17 protein-coding genes are annotated in these 20,140 nt (G+C 67.0%); 9 read left to right on the forward strand and 8 right to left on the reverse strand.

Annotation, left to right across the window (positions count from 1 at the left end):
- The first annotated feature begins 12 nt into the window (after positions 1-12).
- From ABZ382_RS15780 to ABZ382_RS15820, 9 genes are all read left to right on the forward strand, one after another.
- Positions 13-2,028: a protein kinase gene (locus tag ABZ382_RS15780; protein WP_357089911.1), complete on the forward strand. Its 2,016-nt coding sequence runs from the start codon at positions 13-15 to the stop codon at positions 2,026-2,028.
- A gap of 85 nt (positions 2,029-2,113) precedes the next feature.
- Positions 2,114-3,628 (forward strand): hypothetical protein, encoded by a 1,515-nt coding sequence (locus ABZ382_RS15785; protein WP_357089037.1) that lies wholly within the window; start codon positions 2,114-2,116, stop codon positions 3,626-3,628.
- Between the two features lie 115 nt (positions 3,629-3,743).
- A complete protein-coding gene (locus ABZ382_RS15790) occupies positions 3,744-4,796 on the forward strand; it encodes a hypothetical protein (RefSeq protein ID WP_357089040.1) in 1,053 nt (350 codons plus the stop codon).
- A 50-nt stretch (positions 4,797-4,846) separates the two neighbouring features.
- Complete coding sequence (locus ABZ382_RS15795) at positions 4,847-5,155, forward strand: hypothetical protein (RefSeq protein WP_357089042.1); 309 nt, start codon at positions 4,847-4,849, stop codon at positions 5,153-5,155.
- Positions 5,156-5,158: 3 nt separating this feature from the next.
- Positions 5,159-5,677, forward strand: coding sequence for a YbaB/EbfC family nucleoid-associated protein (locus ABZ382_RS15800; RefSeq protein ID WP_357089045.1), 519 nt, complete (start codon positions 5,159-5,161; stop codon positions 5,675-5,677).
- A 93-nt stretch (positions 5,678-5,770) separates the two neighbouring features.
- Positions 5,771-6,214, forward strand: a complete 444-nt coding sequence (locus tag ABZ382_RS15805; RefSeq protein ID WP_357089048.1) for a hypothetical protein — start codon at positions 5,771-5,773, stop codon at positions 6,212-6,214.
- A 111-nt stretch (positions 6,215-6,325) separates the two neighbouring features.
- Complete coding sequence (locus ABZ382_RS15810; protein WP_357089051.1) at positions 6,326-11,791, forward strand: hypothetical protein; 5,466 nt, start codon at positions 6,326-6,328, stop codon at positions 11,789-11,791.
- Positions 11,773-12,519: a hypothetical protein gene (locus ABZ382_RS15815; RefSeq protein ID WP_357089054.1), complete on the forward strand. Its 747-nt coding sequence runs from the start codon at positions 11,773-11,775 to the stop codon at positions 12,517-12,519. The genes ABZ382_RS15810 and ABZ382_RS15815 overlap by 19 nt, the downstream gene beginning before the upstream one ends.
- Positions 12,520-12,603: 84 nt before the next feature.
- The gene (locus ABZ382_RS15820) at positions 12,604-12,891 is read left to right on the forward strand and encodes a hypothetical protein (RefSeq protein ID WP_357089057.1); all 288 of its coding nucleotides are present in this window, start codon (positions 12,604-12,606) and stop codon (positions 12,889-12,891) included.
- A gap of 25 nt (positions 12,892-12,916) precedes the next feature.
- Here the strand turns inward: ABZ382_RS15820 and ABZ382_RS15825 are convergent, their stop codons facing one another.
- The 8 genes from ABZ382_RS15825 to ABZ382_RS15860 form a co-directional block, all read right to left on the reverse strand.
- Complete coding sequence (locus tag ABZ382_RS15825) at positions 12,917-13,234, reverse strand: PE family protein (protein ID WP_357089060.1); 318 nt, start codon at positions 13,232-13,234, stop codon at positions 12,917-12,919.
- A gap of 79 nt (positions 13,235-13,313) precedes the next feature.
- Positions 13,314-14,573, reverse strand: coding sequence for a hypothetical protein (locus ABZ382_RS15830; protein WP_357089062.1), 1,260 nt, complete (start codon positions 14,571-14,573; stop codon positions 13,314-13,316).
- Positions 14,570-14,887: a type VII secretion target gene (locus tag ABZ382_RS15835; RefSeq protein WP_357089064.1), complete on the reverse strand. Its 318-nt coding sequence runs from the start codon at positions 14,885-14,887 to the stop codon at positions 14,570-14,572. Before ABZ382_RS15835 ends, ABZ382_RS15830 begins: the two co-directional genes overlap by 4 nt.
- Positions 14,888-15,067: 180 nt before the next feature.
- Complete coding sequence (locus ABZ382_RS15840; protein WP_357089066.1) at positions 15,068-15,406, reverse strand: hypothetical protein; 339 nt, start codon at positions 15,404-15,406, stop codon at positions 15,068-15,070.
- Complete coding sequence (locus ABZ382_RS15845; protein ID WP_357089068.1) at positions 15,403-16,194, reverse strand: ESX secretion-associated protein EspG; 792 nt, start codon at positions 16,192-16,194, stop codon at positions 15,403-15,405. The genes ABZ382_RS15840 and ABZ382_RS15845 overlap by 4 nt, the downstream gene beginning before the upstream one ends.
- 2 nt (positions 16,195-16,196) lie before the next feature.
- Positions 16,197-18,038: a hypothetical protein gene (locus tag ABZ382_RS15850; RefSeq protein WP_357089071.1), complete on the reverse strand. Its 1,842-nt coding sequence runs from the start codon at positions 18,036-18,038 to the stop codon at positions 16,197-16,199.
- A 78-nt stretch (positions 18,039-18,116) separates the two neighbouring features.
- Complete coding sequence (locus ABZ382_RS15855) at positions 18,117-19,757, reverse strand: hypothetical protein (protein WP_357089074.1); 1,641 nt, start codon at positions 19,755-19,757, stop codon at positions 18,117-18,119.
- Positions 19,758-19,769: 12 nt separating this feature from the next.
- Positions 19,770-20,051, reverse strand: coding sequence for a hypothetical protein (locus ABZ382_RS15860; protein WP_357089076.1), 282 nt, complete (start codon positions 20,049-20,051; stop codon positions 19,770-19,772).
- Between the last annotated feature and the right edge of the window lie 89 nt (positions 20,052-20,140).

A 20,140-nucleotide genomic window follows, 5' to 3' on the forward strand; every position in this document is an offset into this window, starting at 1 on the left:
GGACAACGGGGGATGTGGGCGGTCGTGGACAAAGGGACTCCGTTCGGGCATTACCGGCTACGCCGTCTGCTCGGCGAAGGTGGGATGGGGCAGGTTTACGAGGCGTTCGACACCCGTAGTGACCGGATCGTCGCGCTGAAGGTTCTGCCACCGCACTCGGCTGACGATCCTGAATTCCGGGAGCGGTTCCGGCGCGAATCACGCGCGGCGGCGGGGTTGAACGACCCGCACGTGATTCCGATCCATCAGTACGGTGAAATCGACGGGCGCATGTATCTGGACATGCGGCTGGTGCAGGGGCAGGGCGTGGATACTGTGCTCGCCCAGCGCGGTCCGATGCCACCGGAGATGGCGGTGTCCGTCGTAGGACAGGTCGCGGCTGCGTTGACTGCCGCGCATGCGAATGGGCTCGTACACCGGGATGTGAAGCCCTCCAACATGTTGTTGTGCGCGGACGACTTCGTGTACCTCATCGACTTCGGTATCGCGCGTTCCGCCGCCGAGGCCGGATTGACCAGCACCGGCGCCGCAATCGGCACCTTCGCCTACATGTCCCCGGAACGCCTGGCCGGTGTGGCCGACATTCGGTCGGATGTGTACGCGCTGGCATGCGTCCTGCACGAATGCCTCACCGGCTCACAGCCTTTCCCCGGCACCAGTCTGGAACAACAGATCACCGCGCACCTGACCAGCCCTCCACCTCGGCCCAGCGCGGTCCGGCCGGACGTGCCCATGGTGTTCGACGAGGTCATCGCCCGGGGCATGTCCAAGGATCCTGCCCAGAGGTATCAGACGGCCGCCGAACTGGCGACGGCTGCCCGCGACGCGCTGGCCTCTGCTACAGACCTGAGACCACCCGCCGCGCCGACAGTCCAGGCACCGCTGCCCTCGGAACCGGAGCACATCGATCACGACCGTTGGTGGGAACCGGAAACCGTTGTCGTCGAGTCTGTTCCGGACTCGCCGCACAGCGAGCATGCGCGTGAAACCACCCAGGCGCCGGACGCAGGCGGACCGAGGGTGCGCCGTGGTCGTATCCTGCTCGGTTTGGCCGCCGCCGCTGCGGTCATCGCGCCGGTCAGCTGGTACGCAACACGTCCAGAACCACCGCAGGACTACTCTCTGGCGCACCCGCCGCAGGTCCCGACCTACAAGGTAGGGGATATGCCGGAATACGTGGCAGTAGACGCAGCCACCCATACCGCCTTCGTCGGCAACAACAGACTCGGGCTGGTCTGGGCTGTAGACACGGTCTCTCATGCCGTGACCGCCACGATCAACGTTGGGCAATCGAATGTGTGGGGCATGGCCCTGGATCCGGGCCTCCACACGCTCTTCACCCTCGGATCCGGGTTCATCACGATGATCGATACCGATTCCAGAACCGTCATCAATGGAATTGCCGTCAAGGATGCGTCGTTTCTGCAGGGCATAGCAGTCGACCCGGACACCCACACGCTCTACACCAGCAGCAGTGTCAGGATATTCGTCATCGACGCCGCGGCTCGTACCGTACGGGCATCCTTTCCCGTCCGCGACTATTCAGATCAGTTGGCGCTGGACGCGAATGCCCACACGCTGTATTCGGTCAATACGAGGAGCAATACTGTCTCGACGATCGACACGGCATCCCAGAAGGTCACAGCCACCATCAATGTCGGGAAGAGTCCCCGGCAGGTAGCAGCGGATCCCGCCACCCACACCGCGTATGTGACCAACTACGAGGACGGATCGGTGTCGGTGATCGACACGGCGTCCCGCGCTGTCATCGCCACCATCAACCTCGCAGGGGATGTCAGCCATGGAGGGCCCGAGTCAGCCAAGGCAGTCACCTTCGACAGGGACTCCCACACTGTCTACGTGACCTCTGGCAGCAGCACGGTTTCTGTGATCGACGGCCTTTCCCATGTGGTCATGTCCACAATCGGAGTAGGCGAATCGCCGTGTGACGCGGCTGTGGATCCGTCCACCCACACTCTCTACGTCATCAATAACCGCGGCAATTCGATGTCGGTGATCGAACGCTGACTCCGCGCGGCTGAGGCTCTCGTTGGCGTCGGGAGTGCGAGGCAATTAGGGTCGCAGCATCACGCGGGGAGGGATGGGCGGAGCTATGAGCTATATGCGGAATGACGGCGTTGCGGGTGAGGCCGGGGCGGGTCGGGTCACCGGGGGCTTGTTGGTTGGGGCGGCGGTGTTGGTGTTCACGGTGCTGTGGGTGCCTGTGGCGAACGTTCGGTTCTATGACCGTTCGTGGGAAACCTCTGTGTGGAAAGAGCGCGGAACAACCACGTTTCCTGACTGGATGTGTGCTGTTCCGTACGTGCTCGTCGTCCTCGTGGCGGGTGTGACGGGGATATCGCTCGTGGTGGGGATGGGTGCTCGGCGGAGTGTTCTGTTCTGGGTCGCGGCGTTCGCGGGTGGGATGGTGTTGTCGATCGCGTCGGGGGACGTGATGGGTTATGCCCAGGGGTTCAAGGAGAACATCTCGCCGGCTTCGGGATTCTGGGTGCTCGTGCTGGCGATGCTGGTCGCGATCGCGGCGCTGGTGAGTGGGCTGCGCGACACCGTGGTTTCGAAAGGCGGTGCCCTGCACGAGGCCAATGCGGCGGCCGGCGGGGCGGCGGATCGGGTCACCGGTGTGTTCTTGCTTTTCGCGGCGGTAGTTGAACTGGCGGGGTCGTTCAAGCCGGCGGTCAGCGACAGCTCGAACTTCAGGTCCATCTGGCGTATGAGCTCGAACGGCTCGGCGCCGCTACTCCTGGCGCATTTCGTACTTGTTCTGATCATCGTGGTCGTGGTCGCGATTGCCCTGCTCACAGGTTCGGGCGTGCGGAATCCGGCGGTGCGCCCGGCAGGTGCGGCCGCCGCCGCGCTCATTTTCACCGGCGAACTCACCGGGCTGACTTCCACCTTCGCCGTGATGGGGATCAACTTCTGGGAGTACCTGGGTCTCGGCCTCGTGCTGATGGTGTTGGCACTGTTGCTGTCCTCCGGCGCGACCGTTGCGGGGCTGGCGGCGCAGTCGGCGCGGCCACGGGTGGCGGCCACACCTCAGGCGAGCTACACACCGATGAATGCCGCGCCCAACCCATTCGCACCGGCGAATCCCTTCGCACCCGCTCCCTCGGCGAATCCCTTCGCACCCGTTCCACCGGCGAATCCGTTCGCATCCACTCCCCCGGCCAATCCTTTCGCACCTGCGCAACCCTCGTCTGCGGTGGAGGCGACCGTAAAGATCGAGCCGACACCGGCCGCCGTGCAGCCTCCCCGGATGGCTCGCGTTTATGACGGCAAGGATGGCGACGGGCGCCCGGTCGCAGATCGGCCTGTGGTGGAGGGGAATACGCGGACGGCGGTGTTGGCGTACCTGGAGTCGGCGCCGATCGTGTTGGCGGCGCGGAGTTTCGAGCAGGATGAGTTCGTGCCTGGGGATCGGGATGTGCCGTTGAACTTCCGGACCGATGGGGTGTGGGTGTGGGCGGGGGCGGTGCCGCACTATCTGCACAAGCATGGGCTCGCGCCGGAGCCGGAGTTGGTACAGCACATCGCGAATCGTGGGTTTCGGGTCGGCGAGATCGGCGAGGCGGCTCAGCAGGCGGCTATTCAGGTGATCACCGGAAGCTGAGTGGAGAACGAGGGACAGTGTGAGTCAGGACAATTCGACTGCTGAATCGCCGGATGTCGGTTTCCGGATGGCCGCGACAATCGCCGCGGCCGAATCGGACATCACCGCGGACCACGTGGTCGACCAGGTGGTCGACGAGCTTCTCGCGCTGATTCCGGACGGGTTCGATCGGCTGGAAGCGGCCGTCGCGATGACCGTCACGGACGAGACCGCGCAGGTCATCGTGTCGGACGGAGAGCGCGCCGCGCAGGTGCCGCTGTCGAGGCGTGCGGTCGAATTGCTGCGAGAGGCCCGGCATCTGGCAGCGACGGCCGCTGAAGGTCCCTGGTGGCGGTTGCTCGCCTTTGTCACCACGACAGGTCCGGCTCGGGTCGAATACGACTATGGCACTGAGCCTTTCCCCGATCAGCAGTTGTTCCCACCCCAGGCGTACCTCGCAGACCTGCTGGAGTATCCGCGTGAGCGGCTACCGGTGTGGCTGGCCGCGTACATCGGACACGGCGGTCGGCAGGTGCGGACTCCGAATGCCGCCTTCGCGGCGGCGCACGCCGACACCACGGCGGCCGTTCCGGCCGGCGAGGGACTTCCGCCGCTCCCGGTCCTATGGGCGCGGTGGGCATTGATCTCCGCGGCGTTCGTGGCTGTGAAATCTCCGCTCGGACCGCGGGTTACGAGTGCTCTCGGCTGGTTCGAGGGCCGAACCCGCAGCGGTTCGACGCTGCATCGGCTGCCACACGGGAGAGCGGTGCTTTCCGGTGGGATATGGAACGCACCGGAGTTGGATGCCGTGTACAACGGCGGCGCGTCGATGCCGGAGTTCTATCGGGGAGCTCCTGATTGGGTCGCGGATCCGGTGTTGAGCCCCAGGGCGGCAAACGGTTTGATGTCGTTCTGCTACTGGTGGGATGGAAACGCGTGGTATCGCGGTGAGTCCCCGGACGCGAACGGCGTACAGGACGCGCTCCCCGGCGTGTGGAATGACGATGCCGTCTACGACGTGCTGACATTGGTATTCGACGGCAATGCGTCGTCCTGGCTCACAGCGCTGATAGCCGCAGCCGAGACCGGCACCGTGACGCGCACGCTGCTGTCCCGATCACTGGTGGGCGCCGATATCAATCTCGACAGCGCCTATTTTCAGCTGATCTTGGCGGGTGTCGCCGAGTAAACGCGTATATGATCGCAACCTGATGGTCGGGTGAACATTGGGGGTTCCACGTGAGCAAGGTAGAGGTCGAGATCGCCGGAATGCGTTCCGTAGCAGGTGGACTCGATGACGTGAACACCAAGGTCACAGGCATTCTCAACGCGATCACCGCGGCCGCGGACGCTCACGAGGGCGTCTGGGGTCATGACGAATTCGGCGACCAGTTCGCCGAGGGCGAGAGCGGATACGACGCGCGCAAGCCCGGTCTGCTGGCCGCGCTCGGGTCGAAGACGACACTGCTGGGCCAGTACTCGAAGGGCCTGCGTGACGCCGCGACCAAGTTCGAGAACATGGAAGAAGCCAACAAGAACGGTTTCTGATCCATGACGAACGAGACCGCGAAAGCGCAGTTGGCCGACCTGGTCGAGATGGTGCAGGGCAGTTTCGCCGCCGTGGCGCGGGCACAGCGGGACCGAGCCCGGCTGACGGCGAGCGCACGTGCCGGCGGTCGGCGAGTCACGGTCACCGTGAATGCCGACGGTGTCGTGATCAAGACCGAATTCTCCGCGGACATCGGCGAACTGACGTATTCCGAGATCGCCACCGCTATTACCGCTGCGGCGCAGGAAGCCGCCGTGCAGGTAAAGCAGAAGTCGCAGGAGATCCTGGCGGATTTGCAGGCGGAGCAGGCCAAGATCCCGACACTGTCCGAGGTCTTCCCACTCATGCCCGATATCCAGGCCATGATGCCGACTCCCCCTGAGGTTTCGATGGCGCCGCCGAACGCCGCCGAACGCCGGGCACCCGACGCCGATGAGGGTCCGCGATTCGAGAATGTCGAGGAGTTCGAGCACGATCCCGAAGCCCGAGCGCGCACGGATGCCGCGACGCCCGGCTGGTGAATTGGCACCGGCGAATGATCGGACGGCGCCCGCCGATGCGATGATGTGCCTCGACCACGCGGAAGATCCCGAAAGGCAGGCACCATGCTTTGGTTGAATGAGTCGCCATCCTTCTTCCGGTTCCGCAACGGCACCATTCGCCTCGAGGAGCCCGAGCACGGCAACGTGATCGGGCAGCGGTTGAACATCCGGACCGGCGCTTTCGAACCGGCGTCGGAGGAGGATATCGATGCCGTCCTCAAATCTGGTGCGGACCTGGACTTCTCGGCACTGAGCGAAGAGCGCTTCATCCGGGTGACCGAAGAAGAACGCAGCACCTATCTCCGCGGCGACGGCCCGATTTTCGATATGTACCGCCAGGCTGACGCGATATTCGAGCAGGCGGAGCAGGGGCGGCGGCGACTCACTCCCGAGGAGCGGGACCGGATCGCAGACCTCTATCGCACGACTTTCCGGGCCTGGGATGAGGAATTCGCCCGGCGCAGCGCGGGTGAGGCTCCGACCTTCCACTACACCTGGGTGGGCGACGCCCGGTAGTGTCGCGAGAATTGGACCGGCAGAAGCACTCTGGGTAGGGTGAATCGAAGAATCTTCCAATCCGGTTGGGAGCCCGGACCTTACGATCAGCCGCGAAGTGGAGGCCGATGATTGTCCGGATGGACCTGGGTCGGAGACCACCTACCGAACTGGCTGATGGCGGCCCTCAACTTCGGAATGTCTTATCCGAAGGGCGATCAGGACGCACTCTTCGATCTGGGTGACGCCTGGAAGAAGGCCGCGGCCGACCTGGAGAAGCTCGAACCCGACCTGAAGGCCGTCACCGGCAAACTACCCCAGTTCTACGACAGCGACGGCGCGGTGAAAGTCAGCGCCGAGCTCGCGACGCTGTTCGACGGCAAGGACTATTCCGTCCAGAAGCTGGTCGAATGCTTGAACCAGCTCGGCCACGATACGCGCGCCACCGCAACGGAAATCGAGTACGCCAAGATCCAGTCGGAGATCTTCGCGCTCCTCACGCTCTACACCGTGCTCCAGCTGAGCGCGACCCTGTTCGGCGAGGCGCTTGTTCCGGAAGTGCTGCTCACCGCGCGAGGAATCCTGCGCATCTTCGCCGAGAAGGTGATGGAGCGGATCGGGCTGCTCCGAGCCCGGGCCGCCCTGGAAACCCTCGCGCAGCCGCTGCTTCGCGAGATCGCGGTGCCGCTGGGCGAGAAGCTCGCCGCCCAGGCCGCGACGAAGCCACTGCTCGAAACCGCCCTGAAGTACGGCGGAAAATCCCTCACCGCGGGCCTCGGCGCGGGCGCTATGGGGGCCGGGCTCGATGCCGGTACGCAGTTCCTCCAGATCCTGGAGGGCCACCGCGACGACGGCTTCAACCTGAAGCAGACCTTCCAGACCAGTCTCCAGTGGGGCGTGGGCGGCGCCGTCGGTGCGCCGTTCCACGCGAAAGTGGGCGACCTCCTGCGGGATACGCGGCTCCCGTCGAAGCTGGGCGGAGCCATCGCCGGCGGTGTCGGCGGCGGAATGGGCGCCGTCGGCATGTACGGCACCGGACTCGGGGTCCAGCTGTACGACAACGGCGGCGACTGGAGCAAGGTCGACAAGACGTTCCACACCGAGCTGCTGATCGGCGGCCTGGCCATGGGTGTCGGCGGCGGGGCGAACCATGGACTGGAGAACGGCCACAGCGCTCCCGGCGACACCGCGGCCCCGGCCAGGAGCGGTCCCGACGGCAGTACCCCGCATACCCGCGAACCGGAGGTCAGGGCGGAGCAGCCCGAACACGGCGCCCAGCCCGAACACGATGCGCCGCACGATGTTCACCCCGCCGCGGCGACCGATCAACCGGTCAACCACGAACCGGCGGACGGCACGACCCGAGAGCGGGACGCGCCCGGCTCGGAGGCCCCGCGCAACGATCTCGGGACCAATGGCTCGACCTCGGGCGAGGGCGGACCGCGGCAAGGCGACGCGGGCACGAAACTCAGCGACGCGGGCGCCAAGCCCGGCGATACGAGCACGAAGCTCGGCGATACGGGCACCAAGCTGAGTGATGCGGGCACGAAACTCGGGGACGCGGGCACCAAGCTCGGCGATGCAGGCCCGAAAGTCGGTGACGCGGGCACGAAACTCGGCGACTCGTCCCCCAAGGTGTCCGAACCGGCCGCACCACGTGCCGGCACCCCCGCAACACCGGCAGGTGAAGGACCGCGCGCCACAACGGCTCCGACCGAACATCGCGGCAATCTGGTCTCGGGCACCCAGGACCGAGCCGCGCCGGTGAGCCGCACTCCCGAGGCCCGGCCTGTGGAAGCCGCCTCGGATACCCAAACCCGCGCTACCCCCACGGAATCCTCTGCGAAGACCGAGCAGTCCCCGGCGAAGCCGACCGACCGCACCGACCCCACGAGCAAGTCTCCCGAAGCGGACGCATCGCGGAGGGATCACAAGCCCGAAGGGACCCGCCCCGAGGACTCGTCACCCGATCGCGCCGAGCAGACACCGAAAGACACTCAGGCCCAGCAGGAACCGCGCGACAAGCCGGCGGCGGAGGGTCGGCGCGAGAACGAACACCGCGACAGCGGACGCCCCGACAGCGGCGACGCGGCACCGGAGACGCCCGCGCCAGGACTCGTCGTGACACTGCCGGGTGAGCCGGGGAGCCACGAGGCCAAGACGCATTCCCCCGATGCGCGCGACAATTCGCGGGCCCGCGCCCAGGAGAACTCGAAACCCACCGACGCGCAGGATCCACACGCGCCGCCGGACTCATCGAAACCTGATCCAGCAGAGGGTGATTGGTCGCCACGCCCCGAGGACGAGTGGTCGCACCGGGACAGCACCCAGGTCGCGGACGAACTGGCGAAGCGGTGGAACCTCGAAGTATCGGGGTTCGACCATCCACTACTCGACCCCGAGGTAGCGCGCGAGTTCGCCCGCGCCATCGACGAGATGCTGACCCGCTACCCGGACGTGGATCTGCGCAAGGTGTCGATCGACTCGATCGGCGACCCCGGCACCTACGCCGCGACCTACGAAGGGCACAGCCCGTCGGGCCGCATGTACACCGACGAGGTGGTCCTGGACCGAGACTACGCGCTCGATCCCGAACGGATGGCCCGCGAGATCGCGGAGGACGAGGCGGACGGCCATCTGGTCCCCGGATCCGCCGACCGTCCGATCCACTCCACCCTGGTGCACGAGTTCGGCCATGTGCTCGCGATCGAGTCCCAGGAACACGCCGAGCTGACCGCTTACAAGGCGCTGGCGGACCATTTCGAGGCCACCCGCGGCGGAATGGACAAGGACGCGTTCCACGAGTGGCTGGACCAGCTCAGCGGCTACAGCTTCGACGAGAACGGCAGATTCGACGGCCCCGAGGCCGTGGCCGAGGCGTTCACCGACGTCCAGTATCACGGTGAAGGCGCCACCGAGCCCGCCCGAGTCCTGTACCACCACCTCCTCGACAGCGCCCGCGACCACGGGAGCAAGCCGGACGGCTTCCAGCATCGTCCCGACGACGCGATCCAGGATCCGCGTCTACGAAAAGGAAAGTCCCCCAGTCCATCCGAGCCGAGCGGCGAGCGCGAAGGCCCCGCCGGCGCGCCCGACTCACCCGAGGCCGGTGGTCCCTCCGCACCCGATGTCGAGAGCTATCTGGAGCAGCCTCGCGTCTCGGCGGCGTTGGACCGCGCGGACGAACTCGGCATCACCACCTCGATCGACGGTGTCGACACACCGGTCAGCGCCGTCATCCGGGATCTGCTCCCCCAGCATCCCGAGCTGGCCGACATGCTCCGGAGCAACGAGCATCTCGAACGTTCGCTGCTGGAACGACCGAAGACGCTGGCGTCACTGCTCACCCACCCCGATGGCCTGCCCGTCCTGCACGATGCCGTCAAGGCGGTCGCGGAGCGTGGACCGGAATCGGCGCTGGCGGAACCGGTCCACATCGAGCCGACCCCGCTGACCCCGGCGGAACGGGCGATGTCGCACGAGATCCGGGACGCGATCGCCGACGTGCCCGAATCGAGCCGCAGGCAGCCCGAATTCGACTACGGCAGAATCGAGGACCCGGAATACCAGGGCGAGTTCCTGCGGAAGCAGTACGACATCTGGCGGGCTTCGCAGGACGCGCTCAATGACGTCGTCCGGGACATCGCCCAGGAGACCGAGGGCACGCCCGGGTGGCGCGACGCCCCGAAGGACGAGACCCGCGCCTGGGACAAGATCAAGGGATACGACGGCGACGTCTCCCGTCTGACCGACCTGGTCGGCGCGAAGATCGTCTTCGACCACGTCTCCGACGCCTACCGCGCACTCGAGATGATCGAGAACGATCCCCGAGTGCGGATCGTCGAATTCGAGGACCGCTTCGATCGGCCCACGCCCTCCGGCTACCGCGACCTGCAGATGAAAGTCCAGCTGGAGAACGGCCACATCGCCGAACTGCGCCTGCATCTGAGCCACATCGACGCGGTCGCCAAGTATGAGCACGCGCTCTACGAGGTGCAACGCGACTTCAAGGCGCTGGCCAAGGACGAGAACCGCGCCATGCACCCGGAGGAAGCGGCGCTCAGCACCGAACTCAAACGCACTGTGAGCGGCCGATTCTGGGAAGCGACGCAGCAGGGGCTCCCGGAAGAGCACGCGCCGACGAGACCGGAACCCCCGGAAAGACGCGGCAGGGCCCGCAGCGGCATCCCCGACGAACCTCGAGACCCCGGGGCGACGCCCTCCGACCCGAACCGGCCCGAACAGCCGATCGGCGCAGGGGCGCGAGACAGTGGCGAGCTGACACCGGAACTTCGCTACGGCTTCGATAACCTGCGCAGCCTGGCAACGGAAATCGATCGCGCCGCCGCCGATCCCGCCCGAGCCGACGAATTGACGAACCTTCGTGAGCGATTCGCGGAACAATTCGACGGTCTCGGCCTGCGTGACTCCGAGAACGGCGGCGACCGATGGCAGCTGTTCGACCAACACGACCCAGCGCTGTCCACCTATCTCGCGGAATACTCGCATGACTTCCTGCCTCCCGCGGCGGAAGCCGCTCCCGGTCACGAGCAGCTGAAGGGTCGATTCGAGCAGGTCCGCGCGCACATCAACGACATCTTCGCGGCCACCAACGATCCCGCCCGAGCTCACGAATTGCCCGAACTACGTGCGAAATTCGGTGAACTCGCCGACAGCATCGGCCTGCGCGACCAGGGCAACCGGGGCCCGGCGTGGCAGTCGTTCACCGAGCACGACGCGGCACTGGCCGAGTACGTGGAGCAGAACCACGACCATCTGCTACCCCGGCCCGAGGATCTCAACCCGCCCGCGCCCGACCCGATCAAGCCGCTCCCGGGATACCAAGGCAACTTCCACCAGGACGCCCAGGACATTTCGAGCGCGCTCCAGAACGCGGGACGTCCCGACCTGGCGCAGAAGTTCACCGACCTGGTGAACCGCGAAGTCGACGGCGGCAATGTGGGAGGGCTCGAGGATTGGATGGGAGAGACCGCCCCGCGGGCCCGAGTCGGCGATATGGACCAGGTTCTCGACAAGGCCGCCGAGCTCACCGAACTCGACCGCTTGTCCCTCGAGGTCCGAAACGACCCGGAGCTGAGCGTCCGGTTCAATCCCGGTGTATCCGGTGACAGGTCGTTCGACATCCTCGTCGAACGCACCACCAGCGATGGGTCGACGACCGTCGAGCGACGCGTCGAGATCGAACGGATGAAACACCTGCCCGAGCAGGCGACAAGCCTGCACGGCGCCGCATTGCACGGCGCGGACAAGGCCGTAGCGCCGGTGCCGGACCGGATACCCTCCGCCGAGACCACGGTGGTCATGCCCGAGAGTCCATCGCAAGGTCGCGTCCAGCCGCTGGGCGGCGGCAACGAACGGCGGTTCGGCGCGAACGGATGGGACTATGAAATCGTCGACCCGAACGGCAATGTCCGCAAGACGGGGAACCTCCTCGACGAGCTGGCCCGGGGGTTCACCGTCAACAAGAAGTTGCACCCGAACCTGGCGAACCTCGATGCCGTTCGCTTCGTGGACGAGAATGGCAACCTGCTCGGACAGATCGTCCGAGAAGGTGATGTATGGAGAAAGGTCCAGTGATCGGATTCAGCGAGTATCGGCCGCACGGTGAGAGTTTGACCTTCACCCGCAGCTTTCCCGTGGACGTCGAGAGCTCCGAGGTGCTGTTCGCGGATGCGCTGCGAGTACGCGACCATCTCGCGAATGTCGTGCGCCCCACGGGCTTCGACCTGTGGTTCACCTGCGCGATCGAAGACACCTTCATCAATGTGGACGACCCGCAGCCCTCCGACCAGTATTGGGAAGTCCTGCGGGCGGATACGACGGCGCCGCAGTGCGATGGCCCGCAACCGGCTGTCGTCACACGGTTTCCGGTCCTCACCGATACGGACTTGGCCGGCACCTACCGGCAGGCGCTGAATACGATCACTTGCCCGCCGGGGTATTTCGTGATGTTCGAGAGCATCGCCCCGCTGCGGACGGCTACCCGCTTCGTGCGGACCGGCGAATCGCCGAGCTCGGACGTCCTCCCGGTCACTTTGTGGGACGACACCCTGAACCTCACCGTCATCACCGAGGCGGATGGAACCACATGGCTCGGCCCGCTCCCCGACGCCGCCCCCTACCTGCCACCGGTCACCTTCAGAATCTGGTTCGACAGCATCCTGGTCCTCACACTCGATGTGAACTGGGGACGGTGGCTCGAAGCGGGCAGCGCGGAGCACGCGCTGCTCCAAGCGGCACTGAACGCACTGCTCGCCGACGACTGGCAGCTGACCTCCGGCAAGCCCCGGCACTTCGAACTCTGAGATCCCGGAACGCGAGCCGGGCACCACGCGGGTATCGGACAGCTCGATACGATGGCCCGGACGCCGAAGCAGAAGGAGACGGACGTGCGGCATGGCCGTCCCAGCCAGGAACAACTGAAGCTGAACTTCGACAGCATGCTGGCCCGCGCGCTGGCCGGGCAGGGGCTGCGCAGCTCGACCGGGCTCGACGAGGAGACCCGGACCGCCCTCCGAGCTGTCGCCCGCGCCCATCCGAATGCCACCGATGATCTCGTGGAGGCCGCGCGCCGAGCCTTCGCCGGTCAACTGGACGGCAGCAATGCCGCCCGCTGGCATGCGCAGTCGGACCAGATGCTGAGCGAGATGGAGTCTCGCTCACGCGAATCGGAGTGATCCCGCGGCGTTCACCGCGATCCGGTCAGAGGTTGGTGAAGTCGGTCGAGTTGTCGGTCTCGACCTTGCCGAAGGTGGCGGCCTGCTGCCGCACGACGGCGGCCAGCTTGCGCAATTCGTCGATACCGCCGCCACTCTGGTCCACGAAGGACGCGCCGACGGCGCTGAGGGTCTCGGCGGCGGCCAGCGACACCTTGTCCGAGCCCGCGGCGGGCACGGCCAGGGCCTGAGCGTCCGCGCCGAGCGCGGCCTCCAGGCGATCGGCCACGGCTTCCAGGTCGGCGGCGGCGGCCAGCACCGTGTCCGCGTCGAAACGCACACCGCCCAAGTTGAATTCGCTCATCGTCCCTCCCTTTCGCCGCGAATCCTACCGTGTCGCACCGACGGACACCGAGCCGGTTTCCGCGGTGTCGATCACCGGATCACTGTGCCGGGCGCGGGCCGTTGGTGCCGACCGCGCCGATCACCGGCACGCCCGTGTAGCCCAGCTCGCCCACGACCTCGTCACCGTGTTCGCCGGTGACCAGATTGGTGCGCACTTCCTCGTCGGCGTCACCGGCCAGCCCGGCGCCGGCGCCCGCCGCGCCCATCGGCGGCGGCACCATGCCGCCGCCCATACCGGCGCCGCCGACCCCGGGAACCGGCGCGGGGACCGCGACCGGCGGGGTGGTGGTCGCGCTCATGGTCCGGGGGCTGGTCTGGCCGAGCGGGGCCGCGCCCGCGCCGCCGCCCAGGCCGCCGATCGGCATGAGCCCGCCGCCGCCACCGAGTCCGCCCGGACCCGGCTGCGTGGTCTTCGGCTCGGTCTCCGGCACCGGCTGCACGGTCGAGGGCTGACTGATCGACTGCAACTGCTGCAAGGTCTGCGCGCCCTGGCCCGCGACGCTGCTCAACGGCGCGATCGCGCTCAGCAGCTGGGTGACCTGCGAGAGCGAGTCCACGCCCTTCGGCGCGTCGGTGACCTTCACCTTGTGCCCGGCGGTGGTCATGTTCGCGCTGTGCACGGTCATCTCGGTGCGGGTCTTGGTCACCACCGCGGTGGCCTCGGCCGCCGTCTCACTGGCCAGTGACAGCAGGAACGCCTGGCCCGGCGGAGTGGCGATGAACGGGGCGGCCAAGGTGACGCCCGTGACGAACTTGGTGATGATGGCCGACATCATTGCGCTGCCCACCGCCACCGAGCCCGCGGCGCCGGCCATGACGGTCTTCTGGTGCCCGTTCTGGGTTTCCAGTTCCAGGGCGTTGGTCTGGGCGGCCGCGCCCTTCTCGGCAGCGCCCGCCGCACCCGAACCCTCCCAGGAATTCGAATTGGCCAGCGACATCACCGATTGCGCGATCGACATCACCTGCTGCAAGGCCGAGGAGACACCCGAGAGCATCTGCGACGCATCCAGGCCCTGACCCAATTGGCCGGTGCCGAACGTGGAGGCCAGATCGGTGAGCGGCTTGGTGAGCGCGGTCAGATCCAGGGTCGGCAGCGGCGGCATGTCCGGCATCGGGGGCAGCGCCGGAATCTGCGGCAGCGCCGGCAATCCCAGCGTCGACAGCACCTCCGCGACCGGCGAGTCCAGCAGCGGCGCGAAAGCGGTGTCGCGCAGGGCATCCGCCACCGACTGCCCGCTCGCCACCGTGGGAGCGGCCTGCGCGGCTCCCGTCGAACCCTGGTCGAAGGGCGTACTCACAGGTCCCGCGATAGCGACAGGAAGTCGACGCCCGCGGCGCCGTCGACGGCCTCGTAGGACGCCGCGGCCTCGTGCGCGGTGACCGCGGTCCCGGCGTGCACGGCCGCCAGCTCCGCCACCGACGACAGGTGATTGCCCTGCGCGCCCGCGTAACTCAGCAGGAAGTCCTGGCCGATGAGGCCGAAAACCGGTACCAGTGCGGCGACCGTGGCAACCTGGTCGACCGCGGCGGCGCTCGCCACCGCGGTGGCCATGGCGGCCGAAGCATCGCCGTATGCGCGAATCGCGTCCGGAGTGGCAACGAGATGGCTCATGAGACCCCCATCAGGAAGATCATTTCGGTTCGAACTATACAGAGCGGTGAATCGCCCGGCATAACGAAGAGTTCACTAATTGACCAACAGCCCGGTGAACACCGGGTATTCCCCAGGTGATCGAAGGTGCGGCGGATCAACTTGCCGCACTGTATATTTCACACGCGTATTCACACGTGCTCAGATCGGGCGCAGCCAGCTGTCGGGCTCGGTCTCGTAGTCCTGTTCCTCGGCGTACTCCTGCCTGGTCACATCGTCGGTGGTCGGCAAGCCGGTCAGTGCCAGCAGTTCCGGGGACAGCCCCGCGGCCCGCAGCTGGGCGTGCCGCTCGACACCGGCGCGGGCCGCGGACTGCTTGCACAGGCGCAGAATCTCCGACGCGAGCAGCTCCGGATCCTGGCGCAAGCGGTCCCGTTCCACCGAAATCGCCCGGGGCAGGCCCTGTTCGGTGGTGGTGACCACGATCGCCCCGGTCCGTGAGGACAGGGTGAACTCGCTCGGGAATTCGTCGGCGGTCATCGGTTCGTCTCCCATTCGTCGGCGACCGCCAGGACCACTTCGGCGATGCGGGTGTTCACTTCGGTGACCACGCGGCGATGATCGGCGGCCATCGCCACGGGTGGTTGGTCGGCGGTGATCAGATAGCGGCCGTCCTCGGCGAGATCACGCCATTGCAGGTGATGCCGGGTGATGCCGCGCGGGCCGAAACGCGAACGGCCCTGCACCACATCGATGGTGCCGAGGGTGGAGGCGGCGACGGCCAGGAAATCGGCGGCGCGGTCCACCACCCCGCCCTCCAGGGTCTCGTGCGCCGGGGACAGGCCGAAACCGTAGTCGGTGTCGACCACATCCTCGGCCTCGGCGAGCACCAGGTCGCCGCCGCGGCCCGCCGGGACCTCCGGCAGCAGGCCCACGACCCGCTCGGCGAGATCACTCGCCCAGAACTCGGTGACCGTGAATCCCGCTGCCCGGCCGATGGTTTCACCGGGCTCCTGTACGACCAGGTATCCGGCGTCGCCGGAACGCACCCCGATCGCGCGGATGATCGACTCGGGCGCACGCCAATCCGCGCCGTCCCAGCCGCGCAGCTCCACCCGGACGTCGGGGGTGTGCAGCGCGCGCAGCACCTCGTCGAATTCCGGGTCGTGGCGGGCACGCAGGCTGTCGCGGGCGTGAACCTTGCTGTCCTGGAACGCGCTCCACAAAGGGGCGCGGCTGGTGAAGAACAGCGGCTCGGGCAGATGCTCCTCGCCGAGCGCCTCCCACAGCACCAGGAACTCCAGATCGGTGAAGGACCAGGACCGCACCGTCAGCCCTCGACCACCGGCTTGGCCACCACCGGCGCGGTGCCCATCGCCTCGTCCAGATACTCACTGGAATCCAGGAATTCGGGGCGCTTGTGGTCCTTGCCGCCCTGACCCTGACCGCCGGCGCCGTGACCCATCGGGCCCATACCGCCACCGCCGCCCATACCGCCCATACCGGTCGAGCCTGCCGCGACACCCGCGCGGGCCACGCCCATCGAGGTCGCTTCCGCGGTCTCGGCCAGCGCGGCGCGCGGGAACAGGCGCGAGGTCTCGAGCATCGGCTTGGGCGCGCCGCCACCACCGCCGCCACCACCGCCGCCACCGCCACCCAGGCCTTTCTTCAGGTCCTCGAGGTTGGGCATGCCCGCAAGCGGGGAGTCCTTCAGCTTGTCCTTCAGCTCCTGTTGCTGTTTCTTCTGCTGCTCGGTGGTCTGCAGACCCGTGAGGCCCTGCATGCCCTGCTGCAGCGCGCTCGACAGCTGCGACATGCCCTGGCTGGACTGGCCGGAGTTCGAGTTCGGGTTGGTTCCGGACGGAGTCCCTTGCGGATTGGTGCCGTTGGGAGTTGTCCCGTTGGGGTTCGTCCCATTCGGGTTGACGCCGTTGGGATTCGTGCCGTTCGGGTTCGTTCCGTTGGGGTTCGATCCGTTCGGATTGATTCCATTGGGGTTCGTGCCGTTCGGGTTGACGCCGTTCGGGTTGATCTTGTTGTTGTTCGGCATGCTGCCGAGGTTCGGCATGCCGCCGCCACCGGAACGGTTCTGCGCGCCACCGCCGCCATTGTTGTTGTTCTGGCCGCCACCCACATCCGAACGCCGATCGGGCGGGGCCAGATTGGGCTTCGCGACCGTCGCGTCCGACAACTTCGGGACCGCCTGGCTCGCACCGATCAAACCCGGCACATACCAGTGCTGGAAGGCCAGCTGTGCGGCCTTGATGATGTTCTGCATGCGCTGGTAGTGGTCGTAGTCGAAGTCGTTCGGCTTGTTGCGGGGCATCATCGTCTTGGTGTTGTCCAGCCAGCTCGCCACATAGTTCAGGTTGGCCGCCATCGCACGCAGGTCGTCGGTGAGCGCGCTCGCCTGATCCTTGAAGGCATTGGCGGCGTCGACGGCGCCCTGCGCGCCCGCGCCGGTCCAGGCCTTGTCGGTCACCATCTTGCCGAGCTGCTTGTTCAGCGCGCCGAAGCTCGTGTCGACCTTCTCGGCGACCGTGTTCCAGGTCGCGCTGAAATCCGCCACCGTCTGCGGCTGCATACCCGCGCCCGCCTCGTAGAACCAGTCCAGGTCATCGTGGGCGTAGGGGTTCTCCGGGTCGATCGCCTCGTAATGGCCGTTCTCGTGGGCGATGTCGTAGAGGTTCGGATGACCCTTCTTGTCCTCGTCGATGCGCGGCGCGGAATCCCCGGACAATTTGAGAATCGAGCCACCGGTCATGACCGGTTCGACCGCGCCGCCACCGGCCTCCCGCTTCAAGCGGGTGAACATGGCGGCGGCGTCCTCCTCGTGCGCGTCGTAGGTTTTGTCGGCCTGAATCATGGTGTCGGCCATGGCATTCACCAGATCGATGTAGTGATCCAGAATGGTGCCGAGGCGGCCGCCCTGGTCGTTGAAACGCGCCTTGAGGCTCAGCAGCTGTTCCAGTCGGCCGTTGTCGCTGAACCCCTTGTGCTTGGTGAGGAGCTCCACGTAGCTCTTGGCGAACGCGAGGGCATTCGCCGTCGCCGCGGCTACTTTCGCGGCGTCGAGCGCTACCGCGTGGCCCAACTGGAGTTGGTCCGCCTGAGCCTGCGGAACCAGCGCCAGCCAACGATTGTTCGTGTTGTTGCCGTCATCATTGCCCACGTCTCACTCCCAACTCGCGCGACATCCCGACGATAAGGCCCGACACCACCGATACTCCACTCGTCGGCCGCGATCCCGCTACGAATGCCGTTGGCGGAAACGCTGTTCGAAACCGGACAGATACACCGACGCCGGAGTGCTGGAGGTCGCCGCTTCCAGGACACCGTCATCGGCGACATAGAAGAGCGCGCGATCCAGCACGACCTCCTCCGGCTCCACCGGAACGTACACCAGCCAGCCGACCGTAAGCCGTTCCGCGCGTAGGCGATCCGGCGGGAAGGCGGCGGGGTCGATGCCCTCGGTGGTGAGGTGGTGGCGCACGATCTCCAACGCCTCGGACTGCGGAATCGGTTCCGGGCCCAGGCGCGCCACGCCCGCCAGCGCCAGCTGGTAGTGCACGGCGTCCAGATCGGCCGCGTCGCCGAAGACCTCGTACAGCTGGGCGTGGGTGACATCACGGCGCTGCGCGGCATCGACGAAACTCGCGACGGCCGAACGCAATTCCTCTGAGGGGTGCTCGGTGAGCAGGTCGCAGATCACGTCGGCGACGGTGCCGGCGGTCCAGATGCCGGGCACCGCGACCGCGACATCGACGCCCGACGGGGACTCGCCGCGGTACCAGCGGCCGCGCTCCCACCAGTAACAGAAGCTCAGCAGGCCGCCGCCCGCGCGGGTGTTCAGCACCGGGTTCGCCACCCATTCGGGGGCGCCCGCGTACAAGCGGGGCAATGGGGTCTTGCCGTTGTAGGCCACATCGAGTTCCGGGGCGTTCCAGACGCCGCCCGACAGCACAGCGCGGCCGCCGGGCAGCTCGTACAGGGAGGAACCGGAGCGGCGGGAGCCCTCGAACCAGCCGAAGGACGGCAGGACCCGTGGGCCCCACTCCGAGCCGACCGCCACGAATGCGGCGGCGATGGCCGACCAGCGCGACCACAGCAGGGGGAACGGGGGGAAGTCGTCCTCGGAAACCACCGGGAGATAACCGGATTCGCGATCCGCGCGGGCCTGCTCGGCCGCCTGACGCGGGGAACGGGACTGGCGGTTGCCGTGGCCGACATAGGCGGCCAGCCAGGTGGGGAGCGACTCGCGCGGGGCGGCCTCGAGGTCGGCCAGGTATTCCTGCGGAGAGAACAGCTGGTCGTCCGGGAACGGGTCGTCGCCGTAATCGTGGTCGACGCTCAGCGCGCCCTCGGAGGTGAGGTCCAGTTCCAGACGCCACCACGGGTCGCCGAGTTCGGCGGAGAGGCGGCGGTGCGAGACCACCAGGGTCATGATCGTGTCGGTCGCGGGGACCAGGGCCTGGCGTTGATCGTCGTCGGAGTACAGGATGCGGGAACGCTGGCCGGACGCGGCCAGCGCGAAGGCGGCGCGGACCCGGGTCCAGCCCTCGGGGGCCAGCTCCTGGAGTTCGGCGGCTATGCGGTGGGCGAGGCGGCGGGCGCGCTCGGGGACGTCGAGTTCCTCGGCGTCCATGCTGAAGCCGACGTCAGGGCTGGGTTCCCCTGGGGCGTCCGCGGTTTCGTTCGCGTCCTGAGCCGGGTCCTCACCGAGAACCGCGGACAGCGGGTGGATCTGCGGGCCGTCGTAATCGGCGGCCTTGTCGACGCCGAAATCGGCTGCGGCCGAGTCGGAATCGGTGGCGGGAATGCCGGTTTCGGGCTGCTGATCGGAATTCGGAGTGCCGGAACGGTTTTCGCTGAACTCGCGGGATACGGTCACGCGGGATCGTCGCTAACTGTCCGAGGTCCGCTTGCGCTCGGCGAACCGGCGCTCCAGATCCGCGCGCCAGCGGGCGGCATTGCTGCCGTCGAGCTGACCCGCGAAGGACTCGCGGGCGGCGGTCACCAGGTCCTCCGACACGTTCGGGTACGCCTTCGCGATCGCCCACAGGGCGTCCTCGGTCGGCGAATCCAGACCAGATGCGGTCCGGACGCCACGCCCCTCCTGCACATCGGCCAGGATCGTGTCGAAATTCCGCCGCAACTGCTCTTCGCTCGGGCGCTCACCGCGCACGTCGAACCTCCCTCATCCGTTCCGAAAACCAACTGTCAGCATCACATACCTGGGGCAACCGCGCGGTTGCCGGAACCGTAAAAATCGGC

This window comes from Nocardia sp. NPDC005825 (assembly GCF_040630175.1).
Classification (GTDB): domain Bacteria; phylum Actinomycetota; class Actinomycetes; order Mycobacteriales; family Mycobacteriaceae; genus Nocardia.